Annotated in this window: 16 protein-coding genes; 1 reads left to right on the top strand and 15 read right to left on the bottom strand. The window is 38.8% G+C overall.

Going from position 1 to position 20,392, the window contains the following annotated elements:
• Positions 1-8 precede the first annotated feature (8 nt).
• The 15 genes from EJF26_RS08965 to EJF26_RS08895 form a co-directional block, all read right to left on the bottom strand.
• Complete coding sequence (locus EJF26_RS08965) at positions 9-1,046, bottom strand: nucleoside-diphosphate sugar epimerase/dehydratase (RefSeq protein ID WP_000494439.1); 1,038 nt, start codon at positions 1,044-1,046, stop codon at positions 9-11.
• 234 nt (positions 1,047-1,280) lie between these two features.
• On the bottom strand, positions 1,281-2,087 hold the full coding sequence (locus tag EJF26_RS08960) for a hypothetical protein (protein WP_000483014.1): 807 nt from the start codon (positions 2,085-2,087) through the stop codon (positions 1,281-1,283).
• Complete coding sequence (locus EJF26_RS08955) at positions 2,080-3,165, bottom strand: glycosyltransferase family 4 protein (RefSeq protein WP_000038217.1); 1,086 nt, start codon at positions 3,163-3,165, stop codon at positions 2,080-2,082. The genes EJF26_RS08960 and EJF26_RS08955 overlap by 8 nt, the downstream gene beginning before the upstream one ends.
• A 13-nt stretch (positions 3,166-3,178) precedes the next feature.
• Positions 3,179-4,060: a glycosyltransferase family 2 protein gene (locus EJF26_RS08950; protein ID WP_000623489.1), complete on the bottom strand. Its 882-nt coding sequence runs from the start codon at positions 4,058-4,060 to the stop codon at positions 3,179-3,181.
• A complete protein-coding gene (locus tag EJF26_RS08945) occupies positions 4,057-5,526 on the bottom strand; it encodes an oligosaccharide flippase family protein (protein ID WP_004246375.1) in 1,470 nt (489 codons plus the stop codon). Before EJF26_RS08945 ends, EJF26_RS08950 begins: the two co-directional genes overlap by 4 nt.
• Positions 5,504-6,709, bottom strand: a complete 1,206-nt coding sequence (locus EJF26_RS08940) for a hypothetical protein (protein WP_000449881.1) — start codon at positions 6,707-6,709, stop codon at positions 5,504-5,506. Before EJF26_RS08940 ends, EJF26_RS08945 begins: the two co-directional genes overlap by 23 nt.
• 177 nt (positions 6,710-6,886) lie before the next feature.
• Positions 6,887-8,113, bottom strand: a complete 1,227-nt coding sequence (locus EJF26_RS08935) for a glycosyltransferase family 4 protein (protein WP_004246602.1) — start codon at positions 8,111-8,113, stop codon at positions 6,887-6,889.
• Between the two features lie 4 nt (positions 8,114-8,117).
• Positions 8,118-8,717, bottom strand: coding sequence for a sugar transferase (locus EJF26_RS08930; protein WP_000285943.1), 600 nt, complete (start codon positions 8,715-8,717; stop codon positions 8,118-8,120).
• Between the two features lie 368 nt (positions 8,718-9,085).
• A complete protein-coding gene (locus EJF26_RS08925) occupies positions 9,086-9,760 on the bottom strand; it encodes a tyrosine-protein kinase (RefSeq protein WP_001142538.1) in 675 nt (224 codons plus the stop codon).
• Between the two features lie 9 nt (positions 9,761-9,769).
• On the bottom strand, positions 9,770-10,462 hold the full coding sequence (gene cpsC / locus EJF26_RS08920) for a capsular polysaccharide biosynthesis protein CpsC (protein WP_000664157.1): 693 nt from the start codon (positions 10,460-10,462) through the stop codon (positions 9,770-9,772).
• 8 nt (positions 10,463-10,470) lie between these two features.
• Positions 10,471-11,202: a capsular polysaccharide biosynthesis protein Cps4B gene (cps4B, locus tag EJF26_RS08915; RefSeq protein ID WP_000565365.1), complete on the bottom strand. Its 732-nt coding sequence runs from the start codon at positions 11,200-11,202 to the stop codon at positions 10,471-10,473.
• Position 11,203: 1 nt separating this feature from the next.
• Positions 11,204-12,649: a capsular polysaccharide--peptidoglycan transferase Cps4A gene (gene cps4A / locus EJF26_RS08910; protein ID WP_000166970.1), complete on the bottom strand. Its 1,446-nt coding sequence runs from the start codon at positions 12,647-12,649 to the stop codon at positions 11,204-11,206.
• Between the two features lie 188 nt (positions 12,650-12,837).
• Positions 12,838-14,799 (bottom strand): peptide ABC transporter substrate-binding protein, encoded by a 1,962-nt coding sequence (locus EJF26_RS08905; protein WP_025168952.1) that lies wholly within the window; start codon positions 14,797-14,799, stop codon positions 12,838-12,840.
• Positions 14,800-14,945: 146 nt separating this feature from the next.
• Positions 14,946-16,913, bottom strand: a complete 1,968-nt coding sequence (locus EJF26_RS08900) for a peptide ABC transporter substrate-binding protein (protein WP_000837389.1) — start codon at positions 16,911-16,913, stop codon at positions 14,946-14,948.
• Positions 16,914-17,092: 179 nt separating this feature from the next.
• Positions 17,093-18,703 carry a glycoside hydrolase family 13 protein gene (locus EJF26_RS08895; RefSeq protein WP_025168953.1) on the bottom strand — a complete coding sequence of 537 codons (1,611 nt, stop codon included), beginning with the start codon at positions 18,701-18,703 and terminating at the stop codon, positions 17,093-17,095.
• A gap of 152 nt (positions 18,704-18,855) precedes the next feature.
• Here EJF26_RS08895 and EJF26_RS08890 point away from each other — a divergent pair, with 152 nt between their 5' ends.
• The gene (locus EJF26_RS08890) at positions 18,856-20,340 is read left to right on the top strand and encodes a DUF1846 domain-containing protein (protein WP_000743567.1); all 1,485 of its coding nucleotides are present in this window, start codon (positions 18,856-18,858) and stop codon (positions 20,338-20,340) included.
• Positions 20,341-20,392: the final 52 nt, after the last annotated feature.

Raw genomic sequence — 20,392 nt, 5'->3', positions numbered from 1 at the left:
AGGATACCTCACTGATTTAAAGATGCTAATTCTTCCCTAATATAGGGCAAAAGTAAGAGTTTTTCCTTGACCTGCTCGACATTCCAGAGTTCTGTATTACTACTGTTAAACTCTGTTAAGGGATTGCGTTTGGCATCCCCTTCGTTGAAATACTTATCATAGTTAAGATCTCGATTATCGCTAGGCACACGATAAAAGCCGCCTAAATCAATGGCATTCGTACATTCTTCATTAGTCAACAACGTTTCATACATCTTTTCACCGTGGCGAATCCCGATTACTTTAATATCTTGATTAGGTGCAAAAAGTTCCGTAACAGCTTGCGCCAACACTTCAATGGTACATGCTGGTGCTTTCTGTACTAGGATATCTCCTGTTTTTCCTTTTTCAAAAGCAAACAGAACTAGGTCTACCGCTTCTTCTAAGGACATAATAAAACGAGTCATACTAGGTTCCGTAATCGTTATAGGATTCCCTTGCTTTATTTGATCAATCCATAGGGGAATCACAGAACCACGACTACATAGAACATTACCGTAGCGAGTTACACAGATTTTTGTCTGATCTTCTTTTACCGTCCTTGACTTAGCAACAGCAATCTTTTCCATCATAGCCTTAGAGGTTCCCATCGCATTAACAGGATAGGCTGCCTTATCTGTAGAAAGGCAGATGACTTGTTTTACTCCAGCTTCTATAGCTGCAGTGAGAATATTTTCAGTTCCTAGAACGTTAGTTTTGACTGCTTCCACAGGGAAAAATTCACAAGAAGGGACTTGTTTTAATGCAGCAGCATGAAATACGTAATCCACACCGATCATAGCATTTTTAACAGAAGCTAAATCACGCACATCTCCTAAGTAAAAACGGATCTTATCAGCTACTTCTGGCATTTTTGCTTGAAATTCATGACGCATATCATCCTGTTTCTTCTCATCTCTTGAAAAGATACGTACCTCCGAAATATCTGTTCCCAAAAATCGTTTGAGAACTGCATTCCCGAATGAGCCTGTCCCCCCTGTAATAAGGAGAGTTTTCTTTGTAAACATAGTTATTACTCCTATCTATAATGATGTTCAACATAATGCTTTTTAAATAAATTTAAAGCTTAACAACATGAAAAATAACGCACTACAATATTTTTCTGACTGATAATATTGGTGAGAATTTCAACATACACCTTATCCAAAAGAAAAGCTATATTTTTTTAAAGGTGTAGAGATAAAGATAACTCAATCTTTAAATCTTTTGCATCCACCAAATATTATAAACTTTCTTTTTCACTATTCTTTCTTATTCTTTATTTTAGATTTCAAACGATAAATAATTTCTTTTTCTAACAATTTAATCTTTCTCTTCAACCGATAGCCTACAGTAAGATTTTCCCCCTGGACAAAAGACTCCGTTTCTGGGAAATCCGATAAATCTAATGAATAACCCAAAAGTTCCTCCAAACGTTCTTTTTCAGGTTTAACAACTTTACCTCGAATAATCAACTTTCCTCTATTATAAGGGATAGGTTGGAACATATCATCCTCTAAAGCATAAAATTTCTCTTTCGTCAGGTAAGTTTTAAAGTTATGATAAATCTCAAATTCCCAAGGAGAGGGACTCCCCTTTATGAATTGAATCAAACTAGACTTCTTCCAAATAGCGCATTGAAGAGTTGTCTTATAGGGGGCACATTTCGTGCGTCTTATATAATGCTCAGCAATACGCTCAGGTGTATTCCCTCCAGATATTTGTGATAGGGCAATACTAGCAATACTTGTATCCTCTTCCATCAGAGACAGTAGTTCTTCTAATTCTTCAATTTTAGCTGGTTTTTCTACGATAAAGTCATCACAAAAAACAATGACTCGCTCTTCAGTAACTTGTTCCAAAGCAGCTGCAACACGATCTCCAAAAACTTCTTCCTGACCAATCAAAACCCTTACGCTAGGATCCGTGATTAACAATGGGCCATCTGATGATACATAAATGGATACCGTATGAGAAATCTGCTGACGTATGGACTGGATGAGGAGATTGACTACCTGCTGATTAGTCTCACAACTAATGATAAATATTGCACAAGATGGATTAAACATGACTATCCTCCAAGATGCTCATAAGATTTTTTGCCGAACCTTCTAAATTATAATCTTGCATCAAGCATTGATTATAGCGAGCGACCTGTTCAGCATCCAATCTCAAGGTAGCATTCAGCTTACTGGCTAATTCTACCGTAGTCAATTCCTGCATCAGATAACCATTTTTACCATTCTTGATAAATTCTAAGGCAGCATTACAACGATTGGTAGAAATAATCGGAATACCCACTGATAGGGCCTCAACAATCACTAGACCCCAAGTATCACTATGGGTCGGTAAGACAAAAACATCTGCCGCTCTCATTAATTCTAAGATTTCAAGCTTTTCTAAAAATGGAATGATATGTATATTGGATGGTAGATCCTTTTCAAAAGCTTCTAATTCTTCTTTCGTCCCCCCAACCATGATTAACTGTATAGAGGGGTCTGACTTCTGCTCTTTCATAAATGAGAGCAATTCAATCACTCCCTTTTCCTTGATAAACCGTCCCACAAAAAGAAGATTTTTTTCAGTTTTTTGAATACCATATTTGGAAAAAATAGTATTCAGATCCACCACTTCTATCTTTTTAATATCATCCTTTAAAAGAGTCGAAAAGATGTGCCGTTTTATTCGTGCTTTGTGAGACAGGCGCCGAATACACACATCCGTTGACTGGTTGGTACTAAGCACAAATTTTGCCCTACCTAAAGCATAGGACTTAATTCGATCTAGCAGTTTCTGCTTAATTGAGGTGGACTTACGGTCAATCATACCATCAACAGAAATAGCATAAGGACGCCCTGTCAACCACATATAACTCATCAAGAGCATCTTTTCTCGTCCAGTATAGCCATCAAAGAAAACCATATCCATCTCTTTCAACTGTTGAAACGTTCGAGATAGACCTAACCTTGTGATTGATTGAAGTTTAGCATGAACTGGCCGCAGCCTAACATACTCAGCCTTAACTCCCTCCTCAATTTCATGAACATAAAAGAGAGTAACATCTGCATACTTTGCAAGTTCATCTAATAACATAACCCGAAAAGGAGCAATGTTATTTGTGACATAAGCAATCTTTTTTTTCGACATCTATTTCTCCCTTCTAATGTCCTAAGAAAAAGCGATCCAATTTGACTTTAAGTGCATATGAACGACTACCCGATAAAAAGAGTAATCGAAGTCTGTGTACTGCAGAAATACCTGGCATCAGAAGAATTGGCAATCTATTTCCTTTATAGCGTGCTTCTTCTAGTTTCAATTCACGCTGAAGTTTAGTCTTCTGGTCTGCTGTTAAGTGATTGCTAAATCTCTCTAAAAAATCACGACGGATAATCTGACGGATATGATATTTCTCGTTAAAAAGTTCAAAAGTTGAGGTTCGGGATATAGAATTCCCCTCATGAACACGATAATAAACCACAACATCCTCAATCAACGAAACACGATCTCCGAAATACTCAATACATAGCCCCCACCAAATATCTTCGTTCGGATAGGCCTCAGGTATAGGAAGGATAAAACGGTGCATCGCTTTTGAAAGCAAGGTAAGAGGTCCACTAAAATTACGAACTGTATTTTTCTTTGGTAATACCAATCCATCATACTTGTGGGAGTCAGAAACCATCCGCATGCGAGCTCTTAAAGCCACCTTTTCAGCAGGATTCCACTTTTGAGCCTCCTTGTTCCACTTTTCAAAGGCATCCAATGGCAACTGGTCATCCGCTCCCATAAAATATATCCAGTCTCCTTTTACATACTGTGAAGCCAAGTTATAAGCTGGTACCTTGCCAATCTTTCCAGGATTCAAAAAGACAATTCGCTCATCTCCCATGATTTTTTTCTGTACAATAGCTGCCGTATCATCTGTAGATCCATCATTGACGATAATCAACTGAAAGTCCGTATAGGTTTGCTGTTGAATACTGGCAATAGCTGCTCCGATATTTTTTTCTTCATTATAAGCTGGCATAATGATAGAGATCATGCGTTTTTCCTACTTTCTATATATTTTTTAATAGCTTGCCATAAAATTGGGTTACCTAGATAAATATAGGTTATAGTTGCGATAGTAAAAACAAGGACACCAAATATTATTTCACTTGCCAATAGCAATACTGTGGATAGGCGTCCTAGCAATAACAATCGTAGCCAACCAAGAGCTAGATACATAAGAAAAGACAAGCCTGCAAAAATGATCACATATCCTAACAATCCTTTAAGAGGAATTTCCTTTCGAATAGGATATGTCTGGTAAACACAAATCACTAATTCTGATATAATAGTAGCTAAAATGGAACCGTACACTCCCAAAGAAGGAATTAAGAGAGAGTTTAAAACTAGATTGATCCCACTTCCCAAAATAATCGCTACTACATAGACTCTCTCAAGTGAATGAGGAATCAGATATTGGTAACGTATCGTTCCACTCCAGGCAGCAAGGCAGATATAGATCGATAAACTAGGCACATAATCTGCTACCGCACCATATGAAGCTCCAAAAAAAACACCTACAAAATCCCTAGCAATAGCACTAACTCCAAAAGCTGTAGCTAGAGATAAAGCAATAATTAAGATAAAAGACTGATAAAAAAGTTTATTAGATTCAGCTCTTTTATTCTGACTTAAAAGATGTGTTATTCGTGGAAATAAGATTATATTGAGAGAAGTAATGACAGTTTGCGGGATGTCAGTAACCATCCTACTTGAGTAATACAAACCCACAGCAGTATAGGATGCATAGATACCTAGCATGATCTTATCCATAGTTTGAAAAAGGGTGTCTGCCAAAACAGGGATAAACAGCAAAAGCAAGCCTCGATAGGTACGTCGAATATGTTCAGCTCCTGCAAGATAAAACCGTTGCATCCGAACGACTGGTAAAAAAATAACAATCTGACTGATAAAAATCGTCCCTACCTTTATTAAGGTATAGATAGCCAAATCAGCCTCCGTATGCACAAAGAAAAAAATCATGAGGGCTGATAAGACATTTACAATGATATTTCGAACAGCAATTTCACGAAAACGTTCCAATCCTGATAAAAACCAAGTCATATCAAAACCAGCAGAAATCACATACAACATCTGGATCCAATAAATAACTTGATTATTATTGACAAAAAAGGTCACATAGAGAAAGTAAGTTAACGTGGCTAGACCTACATTAAGCAGCTGGACAGTCAGTAAGGAAGCATATTCATCATTGACTGCTATCTCATCATGTCTTTTAAGAGAAATTTTCTTACTTCCATACATACTTATCCCCATCAATGTAAATGTAACAAAATAAGAAGCTACCGTATTGGTATATGTATAAATTCCTAACCTATCTGAAGAAAATACTCTAGTAATATAAGGAGTAACAATAAGTGGAATGACCAAAGAGGTCAGTTTATTGGCAAGGTTAAACACATAGTTCCACTTTAGACTAGCTTGTTTCAGAATGTTCACCAACCTTTCCAATTCGTGTGTTCAGAAGGCAACCAAAAACTAACCAAAGAATAAAACTCTTGGCACCAGGACCAAATGGCGCGTAACCTTCAAATAAGGCATTGACAGTATAAGAAAAAGCAAGGGCTAAAAAAAGCATGCGGAAACGATGAGAAGAAGAACGTTGCAAGAGGGCATAAATCATGGGAGACAGGGCTATTAAAACAAAAGCAGTCCCTACTATATAACCATAATTGAGAAAACTCTCTAGAAAAAAATTATCCATATAATAATAACCAATCCCTGTTAATTCATGTCCTGAAATTTCTTTAGCAAAGATCTCAAAATACACAAAACGGTTGGAGGAAACATAGTCCAAAGTCAGACTAGATGGTCGATATTCAGATGTGACCCTTAAAAATAGATTATTGATAAAAAAATCATAAATAGCTGAATTGAGCAAAAACGCACCTACTACTGTTGAAACTCCTAATGTCCGTCCAATCTTATGACCCAAAGACGTCTCCTGAAACCATATATAAACTAGCGGAAGTACTGCAGTTGCTAACAGAACTGCTCGTGACCGCATAAGGATGCACATGTAAATCAGCAATCCGCTACTAGCTAATAACAATACTTTTCTCCACAGTGCCCACTTGCGATTATATAGAGACAAGTTGAGAATAACTGCCGATAAAAAGATAGATGCCGCTGAATTCTTAGCTCGATAAACATAATCAATATTTGAAAAACTATGTCCCTGAAAGTAGTGAAAATAAATATCCACTGAAATCAGCAAACATGCTCCCAAAAAAGTCATGGTGATGATTTTCCAATAATGAACAATCACATCAGCATTCCAGTAGCCTAAAACTAGAATTCCCACAGCCAAATAGAGTTGCTGAGACAAACCATTAAAGACATAAGATACTCCCGTAACTATATCTAACAAAGCAATAGTGCTAATTAAATAACCTATTGTTAATAAAAAAAATAGGAATGATCGTTCCATGTCAATTCTAGAAAAAATAGACACTACTCCCAACAGGATCCAGAAAGGCATAATCAGAAGTTGTGTAGGTATCCCACTAAACTTCCAGATATAGGGAGTCTGTGACAAAATAGATAAGACAATAGCTGCAAGTAAAACATACAGACGCAAACTACTATTAGAAAAATAAACAAATTTCTTTTGGGTTTCCATACCTCCTCCTTACTGTTGTCAAAACATTCGCACATCTACTTTATTTTACTTACGATTATTCATAACGTGCCAATGAATCATTTACCTCATATCCTTCTTCTGTCAAAGCAGTTGCGAGATCCGTACAAATTCTCCCAGTACTCCTAATACCACAAACGGAATTAATCATTAAAACCTTCACGATAGAAGCCCCTCTTTTAAATGATTTTCTAAGCATGTCATAAACTGCTCTTTCAAAAACTGCTCTTCATAATAACAACGAGCTTGCCTTCCTAGTTTCTCTCTTTCCTCTACAGAAAGCACACAAAACTTACGAATATTTTGCACTAACTGATCAACATCCCCTTCTGGACTTATGAAACCACATTCTGCTTCTTCTACAACTCTCTGAGTATCTCCTGAAATCGCCCCTATAATTGGTTTTCCAGCAGCCATATAAGATTGCACCTTTCCTGGTAAGGTGCGAGAAATTATAGAGTCGCCTATTAAAGAAACTAGCATTGCATCTGATTTTATATAAAAATCCGGCATCTCTTCCAATGGACGTCTACCATAAAATGAGGTGTTCTCTAATTCTAGTTCACATGCTAATTTTTGCATGTTTAATAGTTCCGTACCATCTCCAACAAAATGAAAATGAACTCTCTTTGCTAAATCGGGAATCTGTTCTATTGCACTGGCTGCTTTCAAAATAGTCTCTAAATTCTGAGCTTTTCCAATATTTCCAGCAAAAGTTAAGTTGATAGCATTTTTGTTCGTTTTTGATTCATTTGGTACAAATAAATCCTCTGCATATTGTGGTAAGTAAGTAATTTTGTGGAGAGGAATATTAAATTTTTTTACAAAATAATCTTTAAAAGATAGACTAGTAACAAATATATAATCACTGGCTTGATATACTTTTTTTGAAATAAATTCAAATATCTTGTAAATCAATCCATTTTCCTTCACCCCACCCACAATTAAACTATCTGGCCAAACATCCATGCAATACAAAAACGTAGGTTTATTGTACTTATTCTTATAAGCTATACCAGCCCAAGCCATCATAACTGGAGATAGTTGATTGACAAAGACACAATCAAAATCTGAGCCATCTTTCGCTTTATAGCGCCCAAATAAAACACCTATCGTAGAAGAAAGAGCAAAACTAAAATAATTCAATATACGGTATAAAGTATTTTGCCTCCTAGCAATGGTGTATGAACGAAAAATAGTAACACCATCTATAGTCTCTCTTCTTTTTTTTCTCTTACGATAATCAGCATATATTTCTCCCTCGGGATAGTTAGGAATCCCTGTCAAAACAGCCACCTCGTGCCCTCGTTGAACTAGATCCTCACAAATATCTGACAACCTAAAAGGTTCTGGCTTGTAATGTTGACAAACAAATAAGATTTTCATTGCCTCAATCCAACTCTTTCTTACCACTACCCTCCACAATTCCCTTACGTTTTAATACGTAAGGGATTGTTCTAACGATACATCTAAGATCCATTATTAACGACATATGTTTTACATAATAACCATCTATTTCCGCCTTCATCTCTGTTGATAAATTATCACGTCCATTAATTTGTGCCCATCCAGTTAATCCTGGCAAGATATCATTCGCACCATACTGTTCTCTTTCTTTTATCAAATCAAGTTCATTGATAGCCACAGGTCTAGGACCTACAACACTCATGTCACCAACAAGAATGTTCCACAGTTGAGGCAGTTCATCCAAAGATGTTTTTCGCAAGCAAGCACCTACCTTGGTAATCCACTGTTCTGGCTTATCTAAGTCTCGAGTCGCCACATATTTTGGCGATTCAACCTTCATGGTTCGAAATTTAAAGACATAGAACGATTCCTTATGAAGTCCAAATCGCTTTTGCTTAAATATTACTGGTCCTTTTGAATCAAGCTTTATAGCGATTGCAATTATAATAAACACTGGAAACAGTACTATTATTCCTATAAAAGAAAGTAAAATATCCCCTAATCGTTTTATTTTCCTATACATAAATTACCTCTCAAAACAATCTCTCTGTAGAAATTTAAAAACTATCTAACATTTATGATTTTCAAAAACAAGCACTTGATATTTCTTGGTATGAACACAAATGATTACAATTAATTGTATTACTAGATAAAGCTAAAAATATTACCACTCTACTAGCCATATCAAAACTTTATTATGAAAAAAACATTTCTCATTTACCTTTTTTTCCAAGTGTGGAAGTAAGAGAATGATTTCAATCACTAATTATGAAACTCACCTTATTAAAAACTCTTTTGCAAATTTTATTTCAAATCAATATTATTTGAATTCAGCAGTCTCCAAGAATTCTGATTGTAAATCTAAAAGCATCTTTATATATACTTCACGACTTATTTCTTTCCATAATTTCCATAAGAACCGTATTTGTCTACTGAAGTATCGAATTTATTCAATACAACTCCTAAAAACGGCTTCCCTGTGTGTTCCAGTTGTTCTTTCGCTTTTTGAATATCCCGTCGATTTGTTTCACCCGCTGCCGTCACTAAAATAGAAGCATCACATTTTCGCGTAATGATAGCTGCATCAATCACGGCACCTACGGGAGCAGTGTCTACAATGATGTAGTCAAAATATTTACGCAAGGTTTCAAGCATTGTACTGAAATTCTTACTTTGAAGAAGGGCTGTCGGATTCGGCGATACAGAGCCAGCCTGAATCACAAAGAGATTTTCAATAGTGGTATCACAAAGCCCCTGTGACAGGTCTGTGGTTCCTGATAAAAATTCTGTCAGTCCTGTAATCTTATCCCTTGCTTTAAAGACACCTGACATAACAGAATTGCGAATATCTCCATCAATCAGCAGCGTTTTGTAACCTGCACGCGCAAAAGCCCAAGCGATATTGGTGGAAGTCGTTGATTTTCCTTCTCCTGGATTCACAGAAGTGATAGAAAATACTTTCAAATCATCTCCACTTAACTGTAGGTTCGTGCACAAAGCGTTATAATATTCCTCCGCCTTTTTTACAAGATCCAATTTTGCCTGTGAGATTTCTAACGTTGGCATAACTTCCTCCTATTTCATTTTGTCCAAATCTGGAACGACCCCTAGAAGTGGAATTTGTAGTACATCTTCGACATCTTCAGGACGTTTCACACGGGTATCGAATAACTCAATCAAAAGAACAGTAATTACTGTTACGACGACTCCTCCAAGAAAACCAAACAAGGTGTTGCGTCGAACATTTGGAGAAGAGGGAGTCGTAGCTGGTCGCGCTTCTTCAAGCGTCGTTACATCAGATACTCGCGTTACAGCGATGATCTTTTCTGCAGCAACTTCTCGTAGAGAATTAGCGATGCGGCTGGCTTCCTCTGGTTGTTTATCCTTGACAGAGATTGAGACGATACGAGTATCAGCTGGTACAGTCACTTGAACTTTGCTAGCTAACGTTTTTGCTGCCATGTCCAATTTCAAATTTGTCGCTACCTTTTCCAATACATCCTGCGAAAGGATAATCTCACGGTAGTCTTTTACCAGATAAGATCCTGCCTGCAAGTCCTGGTTTGTCAATCCTGGCTTGTCTCCTTGATTGCGATTCACTACATAAATTCGCGTGGTACTCGTATATTCTGGCTTAACAATAAAAGTGCTATAAGCAAAAGCTCCCGCCCCTGTCACAAGCGCCACTAATAAAATAATTAGCTTGCGTTTCCACAAAGTTTTAAGTAATTGAAATACATCGATTTCTATCGTATTTTGTTCTTTCATCATTTCTCCTAAATTAGTTGATCCATTACAATTTTTCGAGGATTGTCTATAAAGAGTTCCTGAGCCTTCGCTTCTCCGTATTTTTGGGCAATAAGGTCATATGCTTCTGCCATGCGAGGAGGTCTGCCGTCTAGATTGTGCATATCACTTGCAATCACATGAACCAAATCCTGCTCTAAAAAATACTGAGCTCTTTTTTTCATGAATTTATAACGTTCTCCAAAAAGTTTGGGTTTGAGGATGTGTGAACTATTTACTTGCGTGTAACAGCCCATATCGATCAGTTCTCGAACGCGTTTTTCATTATTTTCAAGAGCATCATAACGCTCGATGTGGGCAATGACTGGAGTAATTCCCAACATCAAGATCTTGCTCAAGGCGCTATGAATATCGCGATAAGGAGTGTTCATACTAAACTCTATCAAGGCATAACGACTATCATTGAGGGTCGGAATCCGCTTTTTTTCCAGTTTATCCAAAACATCTGGTGTGTAGTAAATTTCCGCCCCATAAGCAATGACCAAGTCACTCGCAACTTCCTTAGCTATTTCCCGAACCTGAAGAAAATTTTCTGCTATCTTCTCTTCTGGAGTTTCAAACATGCCCTTGCGACGATGAGAGGTAGAGACAATGGTTCGCACCCCCTGCCTGTAGGCTTCTGTCAAGAGGGCCTTGCTTTCCTCTCTTGACTTGGGACCATCATCTACATCAAAGACAATGTGCGAATGAATATCAATCATTTCATCTGCCCTCCAACACGTCTTGAATAGCAGTTTTGACAGATGCAAGGCTGCTGTCGTCAATTTCCATCATATAGAGGTTGCTATCTGGCATCGCATAAGAAGGAAGATCCATACGTCCTGTACCTTTCAAGTCTTGCGAATTCACTTTGTAAGTTCCACCACTTTCTAACTGAGCATTGACCAAGTTCATCATGGTCTCAAGTGGCATGTTTGTTTGGATAGAATCTTGCAAGCTATCAATAATCGTACTATAATTTTTCAGTGCTTCGGTCGACGTTAATTTTTGAAGGATAGCTACAATCACCTTTTGTTGATTGCGCCCACGGTCACGGTCACCATCTGCTAGGGAGTAGCGCTCACGAACAAAACCAAGAGCCTGTTCTGAATCAAGATGAACATTGCCTACAGGGTAATGCTTTCCATTTGTATGGGCAGTAAATTCCTGATCATTATAAACATCTACCCCACCCAACAAATCAATCAATTTCAAAAACGAAGTGAAGTTCAATCGCACATAGTAATTGATATCCACTCCATAGAGATTTTCTAAGGTGTGGATGGACGAATCAACCCCATAAATACCCGCATGGGTTAATTTATCTTTTTGATTATTTCCACCATCTGCGATTGGTACATAAGCATCACGTGGCGTTGTGGTCAAGAGGATTTTCTTGGTATCTCGATTGACAGTCATCAGGATATTGACGTCTGAACGCGACACTGAACTAATCGGGCCATAGGTATCAATTCCACTCACATAGATATTAAAAGACTGACTCTTTGAAGTTTTAGGAGCTTCTACTTTTTTAGTGAATCCCTTAGTATAAATCTTTTTTATCTTCGATGCGTAATCTGGATACTCTGACTCGATGATATTTTCAAAGACACTATTTAAGACAATGGCCTTGGTATCACCTGCGATCAAACTCTTGTAAGCTGCCAAGTAAGACGAACTCTGGTTGACCGTCAAATCGGTATTCTGACTTGACTTGATATCAGCTAGTAGTTTTTGAATATTTTCATTATCAGTCCCAGTCGGTGCTGTCACACTCGTCAGTTGCGTAACATTTCCAATCTCACTATCTGCTAAAACAGCGACACTGATCGAATATTCTGAGTAATTAGAAGTCGCATTTAAACGATTGGTCAGTCCAACAAACTGCTGTACTGCAAAGAGCGACACAGAGCTGACAAGGATAGAGAGCACCAATAGAAAAATGGTGAACTTTTCAGCTTTTTTATAGATAATCAAGAGCAGCCCTGCTAAGGCAACTAGTAGAACTAACGCAGTTGCCACTAGATTAAGATATCTAAAAGCAAGGATATGGTATTTAAAAATCAAAAACAATAAAAAGCCAGCCAACAATAGATAAATAGCTAACAAGGCTATGTTAACGCTTCGCTTTACTTTCCCCGAGCGAGATCTCTTTGAACGTTTCGTCATGACACTCCCCTATACTATAATAATTAAAGTAATTATATCACAAAAGTAGGACAAATTCCATTCATTCCCACAATTCTCAGCGTTTTCATTCCTTTTTTCTTAGCTATATTTTGAAGTGGCCGCTTTCATTATTTAGAAGCTTGAGCAAACAAAAATAAGGTCCCTTGCAAGAGACCTTATTTAACTTTTTATTTGATATGATTTTCAAATTCTTTTTGGCTCTTTTCGATAGCCTTTTTACTTTCTTCTTCCCACTTAGCCTTGGCCTCGTCAAATTGTTTCTTGGTAACAGGGTCTTTTTGTAATCTCATGTACTTATAGTTATTTCCGTCACCCTTGATTCCCACTAGAGAGTAGGCACGTGTAAACGGAGTTACTTTAGTTACAGAGGCTGTACCACCATTTGACATCGCAGACATGACTAGAGAATTGTCAATCATCCAAGCTTGAGCTTCAGCATATTTTTCATAACGCTTAGCGACATCTTGATTCTCAGCATCTGCTTCTTTTAGAAGTTTTGTATAGGTATCTAATCCTAGACTCTTGATCAGTCCTTGATCTTCCTTAGCATCTAAACCGAAAATCTTGAGATAGAAGCCATCTTCTGCATTGAATGGATCTAGATAAGTTGATGGATCTTGGTAATCACCAACCCAACCATCAAAGTTTAGGTCGTAGTCACGAGCTGCTGGATTGGGTGCTAGAAATGCGACATTTCCAAAGTCATCTGTCGAAAGCTGTTGAACATCAATGACGATATTGTCAGAACCTAGTACTGTTTCAAGGGTTTGTTTAACCGAGTTCATACCAGAAACCGCATTTTTATTGGTTTGATCAACTGGGACATCCAAATGAATCGGGAAGGTCACCCCTTGGGCTTCCAATTCCTTTTTGGCTTCCGCAAATTTTGCTTGGGCCTTTTCCTTGTTAAAGTAGGCATCTTGAGCATCCGCCAAATTGATGCCTGACCACTCAGTCCCGTAGTTCACAAGCTTAGAAGCCGTTACTTCTCCAAAGGTCTTATCTCCCACCTGGACAAATGTTGGGGGAACCAGAGTATTACGAAGGGTTTTGCTCGCTGCTTCTTCACCGTTAGATTGAGCAGAGTAGGCTGTTCGATCAATACCAAAGTTGATAGCCTGACGGAAATTTTTATTTAAGATAGCTGTTTGAGCTGATTTCTTTTGTTGATCTGATGTTTTTGCAGTATGGTTATAGGTCTTGCGGTTGACGTTAAAGTTAAAGTACCAAGATGTCTTATCTTGTAAGCTATAGACGATATTGTCTTGGTATTTTTCTTTTGTCTTAGCATAGTTCGAACTATTTGGATAGACTCCCGCAATCGAGTAAGCACCACTTTCAAAGTTTCGAATCGTCATCTCCTGATCTGACCCATCAAAGTAAGCTAACTTAACTTTTTCAATGGTTACTTTATCATGGTCATAATAGTGTGGATTCTTCACATATTCGATTGACGATTTTGATGTAAAATCTTTTAACAAATATGGGCCATTATAAAGGATACCGTCTGGTGTCAAGGTACCAAAATCTTTATCCTTTGATTTCAAGAATTCTTCGTTGACTGGGAAAAGAATACTATTGGTTGTCTTTGAATTCCAGTACGGCTCTGGTCGAGTTAAAGTGTACTCGACTGTGTAATCATCCAATGCTTTGACACCAACAGTCGAAAAGTCATTAGTCACACCCGTCACATAGTCATTCAATCCCTTGATAGAATTTTGAATGAGATCCATGGCTTGCCCCTTGTTGTCCGCAGCATACTTGATCCCAGTAACAAAGTCTTGGGCTTTGACTGGAGCATACTCTTCTCCATCAGCTGTGTACCACTTGGCATCTCTTCTGAGTTTGTAGGTATAGGTCAAACCATCTGCTGAAACAGACCAATCTTCAGCTAGAGCTGGCGTTAGATTCCCATAGCTATCATTTTCCAGCAAACCATCTACTAGATTGGTAATAACGGCAGTGTTATCCGTATAATAATCTAGAAGATAGTTAAAAGTTGTCGGATTCGCACTAAATGTTGATGAATAAGTGCTAGTATCTGTGTTGGACTGTCCACATGCAGAGAGCATAATCCCTGTCGCTAAGACAAGACCTGTTCCGATAAGTCTTTTTTTCATTTTCATCATTCACTCCTTTATGTCACTTCTTGTAACATAAACATATTCTATCAAATCCATCCTAAATTGTAAAGTTACTAGTTTTACGACAACTGGTATCTCAAAATCAGAAAAAGGAAGTACAGATTTTCTGCAACTTCCTTTTCTTTTATAGACTATTTGACGTGTTTCTCTAGCTCTTTTTGGTATTTGGCATTTGTTTCAATCTTTTCTTTCTGCCATTTCTTGAGAGCTTCTTCGTATTCTTTTGTAGTCACGACATCCTTTTGCAGCTCCAAACCTTTGAATACAAACGGGTCTCCCTTGATTCCGACTTGTGAGTATGCTTTTGAGAATGGTACAGTACGACTAACAGTTGGAGAACCACCTGAAGAAGCTACTGGGATTAAGAGTGAGCTATCAGACACCCAAGCTTGAGCTTTAGCGTATTTTTCATAACGCTTATTAAGGTCGCTAGTTTCAGCTGCAGCATCATCCAAGAGTTTCTTGTATTCATCTAGACCAACTTGAGCCATCACTTCTGGGTCTTTTCCACGGGTGATACCCAAGTGTTTAAGGGCAGAACCCTTCTTAGCATCAAGAATGTTTAGGTAGGTAGCTGGGTCCTGATAGTCTGGCCCCCAACCAGTTCCATTCAAGTCATAGTCTTTTTGTGCTGGAACCTTAGCTTGAGACGTAATGCTCATTTTTTCATTATCTGTCATTTGAAGAACATCGACAATGACATTCTCCGTACCAAGTGATGATTCGATAGACTGCTTGAGTGAGTTGGTTTGTTGAACGGCGATTACATCTGTTTGTTCAACTGGAACATCCAAACGGATTGGGAAGGTGACACCCTTGGACTGCAATTCTGTCTTAGCCTTTGCAAAGGCTGCCTTAGCTTTTTCAGGACTGTAAATCGTATCCTTACCATCTGTAAGGGCTACATCTTTCCACTGGTCACCATAAGAAACGAGCTCTGCCTGAGCCAACTCTCCAAATGTCTTTTCACCTACTTGAACGTAGTCATGAGGTACTAGGCTATTACGGATAATCTTGTCCGCACCTTCTTCACCATTCAACTGAGCAGTGTAAGAGTGACGGTCAAGGGCAAAGTTCAGTGCCTGACGGAAGTTCTTGTTGAGAAGAGCTTCTTTCGTTGAAGTTTTTTGAGCCTCGTCCGTTTTGGCCGTTTTATTGTAAGACTGGCGGTTTACGTTAACAGTGAGGTAGTAGCTTGTCGCTTCTTGTGGACTGTAGACAATCTTATCGCCGTACTCTTTTTTAGTTGACTCAAAGTTTGAGCTTGTTGGGAAGAGACGGGCTGTTGTATAAGCACCTTGTGTAAAGCTGCGAATCAAAGATTCTTGGTCGGAACCATCATAGAAAGTTAGTTTGATGTTGTCAATCTTAACATTGTCCTTATCCCAGTAGTTTGGATTCTTTTCATATTCGATGACTGATTTTGAAGTCAATGATTTCAAGAAATAAGGACCGTTATAAAGGATGCTTGATGGTGTTGGCGCACCGTAGTCGCTCCCTTTAGAATTCAAAAACTCTTCATTAACTGGAAGCATGGTTGCAGTTGTAACTTTAGAATTCCAGAAACTTTCTGGTTTGTTGAGCGTATATTCTACCGTGTAATCATCAACAGCCTTAACTCCTACAGTAGAAAAGTCATTGCTTTCACCACTAATGTAGGCAGCCAAACCTTTGATAGAGTCTTGAAGGAGAGAGAGGCCGTCTGATTTACCATCAGCTGCGTGTTTCAGACCAGTAACAAAGTCCTGAGCCTTGACTTCAGCATACTCTTCTCCCTCAGAAGTATACCATTTTACACCCTTACGAAGTTTGTAGGTATAAGTCAAGCCATCTTTAGAAACGGACCAGTCTTCTGCAAGCGACGGAATCAAGTTCCCGTATTTATCGTTTTCCAAGAGGCCATCGACAACGTTGGCTATAACGTCAGAAGTTGAGCTCTTGCTCGTCACACTGTAGTCCAAAGATGATGGATCTATTGCATAGACATAAGAAAATGTCTTGGGAGCATCAGCCTTCTTTTCGCTTTGCCCACAAGCAGTTAACAGAAGAGCTGCACTCAAGACAGCACCTGCTCCTAAGAGCCACTTTTTCGATTTCATAAGTAATCTCCTTAAAGATAGTGTTTTCACCATTATACCCTATTTTTTCATAAAAGCAAGGACTTTCGCCAGATTTTTTAGAAAATTCTAACAAATATTTTTAAAAGATTTTTAAAAGATTTTTCTACACAATTTTTAGTAAAAAACCTCAAACTTTTGAAGCTTGAGGTTCTCTCATTTTAGTCAGTCATTTCCACACAGAAGGCATCCCATGGAGCCAAGGTTTGTTTTTCAACTGCTTCTTTAGCAGTAGTGTTTTCAATCAAGATTGACTTAACTCTTCCTTCTACTGAAAAGTTTTGTTTTTCATTGGACAAGTTAGCCACAACTAGGAAGCGGCGCTCACCGTCCTTACGGATATAAGCAAAAACCTTATCAGCCGTATCGAGTAGTTCAAAATCAGCTCGAATCAGCCAACTGTTTTCCTTACGGATCTGGATCAACTTCTGATAAGTATAGAAAATAGAATCTGGATTTGCCAGCGCTTCTTGAACGTTGATTTTTTCGTAGTTTGGATTAACTGCCAACCAAGGTTTACCTGTTGAGAAACCAGCATTTTTACTCTCATCCCATTGCATCGGAGTACGGGCATTGTCACGACCAATAACACGGATACTGTCCATAATTTCTTCCATCGGAACGCCTTTTCCAAGAGCTTCACGCGCATAGTTGAGGGATTCTATGTCCTCTACTTGATCCAGTGTTTCAAAAGGATAATTGGTCATCCCAATCTCCTCACCTTGGTAAATATAGGGAGTCCCTCTCATAAGATGAAGCAAAATCGCAAAGGCTTTGGCAGATTTTTCACGGTATTCTTGGTCATTTCCCCAGATAGAGACAATGCGAGGAAGGTCATGGTTGTTCCAGAAGAGGGAATTCCAGCCGTCTTCAACTCCTAACTCTGTCTGCCATTTGTTAAAAATCTCTTTTAACTTACTGATATTTAGCTCTTTTTGATAGTGCCACTTAGGTTGCCCTTCCTGATACTGAAGACAGATGTGTTCAAACTGGAAGACCATAGACAATTCTTGTCCCTTTGGATCCGAGTAGAGCTTAGCAATCTCTGGCGTTGCTCCCCAGGTCTCTCCTACCGTCAATAGATCTTTATCTCCAAAAGTCGCCTGATTCATTTCCTTGAGATAGGGATGGAGCATGGGACCATTATTGACTACCTTCTCGTCAGGAATTTTCCCAATCATGTCAATGACATCCATACGGAAACCACCAATGCCTTTATCAATCCAGAAGTTCATCATCTCATAAATTTTCTGGCGCAGTTTTTCATTCTCCCAGTTGAGATCCGGCTGTTTCTTGCTGAAAAAGTGGAGATAGTATTGGCCTGACTTTTCATCGTATTCCCAAGCAGATCCACTAAAGATAGACTCCAAATCATTGGGCTCATCTCGCCAGATATAGTAGTCTCGCTCAGGGCTGTCGGGATTTTCACAGGCTTCGACAAACCAAGCATGTTCATCTGAGGTATGATTGACCACTAAGTCCATGATAATTCGAATACCACGTTTCTTAGCTTCTGCGATCAGTTGGTCCATGTCCTCCATGGTTCCAAAAATAGCTGCAATCGCTTGATAATCAGCAATATCATAGCCATTATCGTCCATAGGGCTGTCATAAACAGGAGAAAGCCAAATCGCTGTGATTCCTAACTTAGACAGATAGTCTAACTTACTAGTAATTCCTGGCAAATCGCCAATCCCATCTCCGTTGCTGTCCATAAAACTCTTTGGATAGACTTGATAGACTACGGCATTGTGCCACCATTTTTCTTGCATCATCTTACCTCATTATTTTAATAATCTATAGTCTATGATAGCGCTTTTTTAAACTTAGTGCAAGCGTTTGCCTAATCTTTTTGATTCCTTTTTTAACTCCATAGTTTCCTAACTTCCAATTTTTTATTATAATAGAGGTCAGAGGTAAAAAAATGAAAAAACAAGCTTTTAGTTCTGAACAATATTTGAATCTACAGCGCGACCACATTTTGGAGCGCATCAACCAATTTGACGGCAAGCTCTACTTGGAGTTTGGCGGCAAAATGTTAGAAGATTTCCACGCTGCTCGTGTCCTTCCTGGTTATGAGCCTGACAACAAAATCAAGCTCTTACAAGAATTGAAAGAGCAGGTTGAAGTTGTGATCGCCATTAATGCTAGCAACATTGAACATTCCAAAGCACGAGGTGACTTGGACATTTCCTATGACCAAGAAGTTCTTCGTTTGATTGACAAATTCAATGAGCTGGGAATTTTTGTTGGCTCCGTTGTCATCACACAGTACGCTGGACAACCCGCTGCAGATGCCTTCCGCAACCAGTTAGATAAAAACGGGATTGATTCTTATCTTCATTATCCAATCAAAGGATATCCGACGGATATGGACCACATCATTTCTCCTGAAGGTATGGGAAAAAATGACTACATCAAAACCAGTCGCAACTTGATCGTCGTAACAGCTCCTGGGCCAGGTTCTGGAAAATTGGCCACTTGTATGTCAAACATGTACCACGACCAAATCAATGGTATCAAGTCTGGCTACGCTAAGTTTGAAACCTTCCCAGTCTGGAACCTGCCCCTTCATCACCCTGTTAACTTGGCTTATGAGGCTGCCACAGCAGACCTTGACGATGTCAACATGATTGACCCCTTCCATCTCCAAACCCATGGAGAAACCACTGTCAACTACAATCGTGACATTGAAATCTTCCCAGTACTCAAACGTATGTTGGAACGCATTCTCGGTGAATCTCCATACGCTTCACCAACAGACATGGGTGTCAACATGGTTGGCTTTGCTATTACAGATAATGAAGCTGCTATCGAAGCCTCTAAACAAGAAATCATTCGCCGTTACTATCAAACAGTCCTTGATTTTAAAGCTGAAAAAGTCGGAGAAACTGCTGTCAAGAAGATTGAACTTCTCATGAACGACCTCGGTATCACACCTGCAGACCGCAAGGTTGCTGTTGCTGCACGCCAAAAAGCTGACGAAACTGGTGGACCTGCTCTGGCTCTTGAATTGCCATCTGGCGACATTGTCACTGGTAAAAACTCAGAACTCTTTGGCCCTACAGCCGCTGCCTTGATCAATGCTATCAAGAAATCTGCTGACATCGCTAAGGAAGTGAAACTAATCGAGCCTGAAGTTGTCAAACCAATTCAAGGTCTCAAGATTAACCATCTAGGCAGTCGCAATCCTCGCCTCCACTCAAATGAGATTTTGATTGCACTTGCCATCACAGCTATGGAAAATCCTGATGCTGCGCGCGCAATGAAGGAACTTGGTAACCTCAAAGGAAGCGAAGCTCACTCAACCATCATCTTGACCGATGAAGACAAGAATGTCCTACGCAAATTGGGTATCAACGTTACCTTTGACCCATTCTACCAATACGACCGTTTGTATCGGAAGTAAATAAACAAGGCTGGATAAAACTCAATTCGAGGGAAAAATCCAGTAAATCTTT

This window comes from Streptococcus oralis subsp. dentisani, from assembly GCF_007475365.1.
Taxonomy (GTDB): Bacteria; Bacillota; Bacilli; order Lactobacillales; family Streptococcaceae; genus Streptococcus; species Streptococcus mitis_AX.
The sequence above is the reverse complement of the archived record's forward strand: the minus strand, read 5'-3'. Positions and strand labels throughout refer to the sequence as shown.

What these genes read in the sequence shown, in the direction of transcription:
- EJF26_RS08965 (WP_000494439.1), bottom strand. Translation starts at nt 1,046, where the DNA reads ATGTTTACAAAGAAAACTCTCCTTATTACAGGGGGGACAGGCTCATTC.
- EJF26_RS08960 (WP_000483014.1), bottom strand. Translation starts at nt 2,087, where the DNA reads ATGTTTAATCCATCTTGTGCAATATTTATCATTAGTTGTGAGACTAAT.
- EJF26_RS08955 (WP_000038217.1), bottom strand. Translation starts at nt 3,165, where the DNA reads ATGTCGAAAAAAAAGATTGCTTATGTCACAAATAACATTGCTCCTTTT.
- EJF26_RS08950 (WP_000623489.1), bottom strand. Translation starts at nt 4,060, where the DNA reads ATGATCTCTATCATTATGCCAGCTTATAATGAAGAAAAAAATATCGGA.
- EJF26_RS08940 (WP_000449881.1), bottom strand. Translation starts at nt 6,709, where the DNA reads ATGGAAACCCAAAAGAAATTTGTTTATTTTTCTAATAGTAGTTTGCGT.
- EJF26_RS08935 (WP_004246602.1), bottom strand. Translation starts at nt 8,113, where the DNA reads ATGAAAATCTTATTTGTTTGTCAACATTACAAGCCAGAACCTTTTAGG.
- EJF26_RS08930 (WP_000285943.1), bottom strand. Translation starts at nt 8,717, where the DNA reads ATGTATAGGAAAATAAAACGATTAGGGGATATTTTACTTTCTTTTATA.
- EJF26_RS08925 (WP_001142538.1), bottom strand. Translation starts at nt 9,760, where the DNA reads ATGCCAACGTTAGAAATCTCACAGGCAAAATTGGATCTTGTAAAAAAG.
- cpsC (WP_000664157.1), bottom strand. Translation starts at nt 10,462, where the DNA reads ATGAAAGAACAAAATACGATAGAAATCGATGTATTTCAATTACTTAAA.
- cps4B (WP_000565365.1), bottom strand. Translation starts at nt 11,202, where the DNA reads ATGATTGATATTCATTCGCACATTGTCTTTGATGTAGATGATGGTCCC.
- cps4A (WP_000166970.1), bottom strand. Translation starts at nt 12,649, where the DNA reads ATGACGAAACGTTCAAAGAGATCTCGCTCGGGGAAAGTAAAGCGAAGC.
- EJF26_RS08905 (WP_025168952.1), bottom strand. Translation starts at nt 14,799, where the DNA reads ATGATGAAAATGAAAAAAAGACTTATCGGAACAGGTCTTGTCTTAGCG.
- EJF26_RS08900 (WP_000837389.1), bottom strand. Translation starts at nt 16,913, where the DNA reads ATGAAATCGAAAAAGTGGCTCTTAGGAGCAGGTGCTGTCTTGAGTGCA.
- EJF26_RS08895 (WP_025168953.1), bottom strand. Translation starts at nt 18,703, where the DNA reads ATGCAAGAAAAATGGTGGCACAATGCCGTAGTCTATCAAGTCTATCCA.
- EJF26_RS08890 (WP_000743567.1), top strand. Translation starts at nt 18,856, where the DNA reads ATGAAAAAACAAGCTTTTAGTTCTGAACAATATTTGAATCTACAGCGC.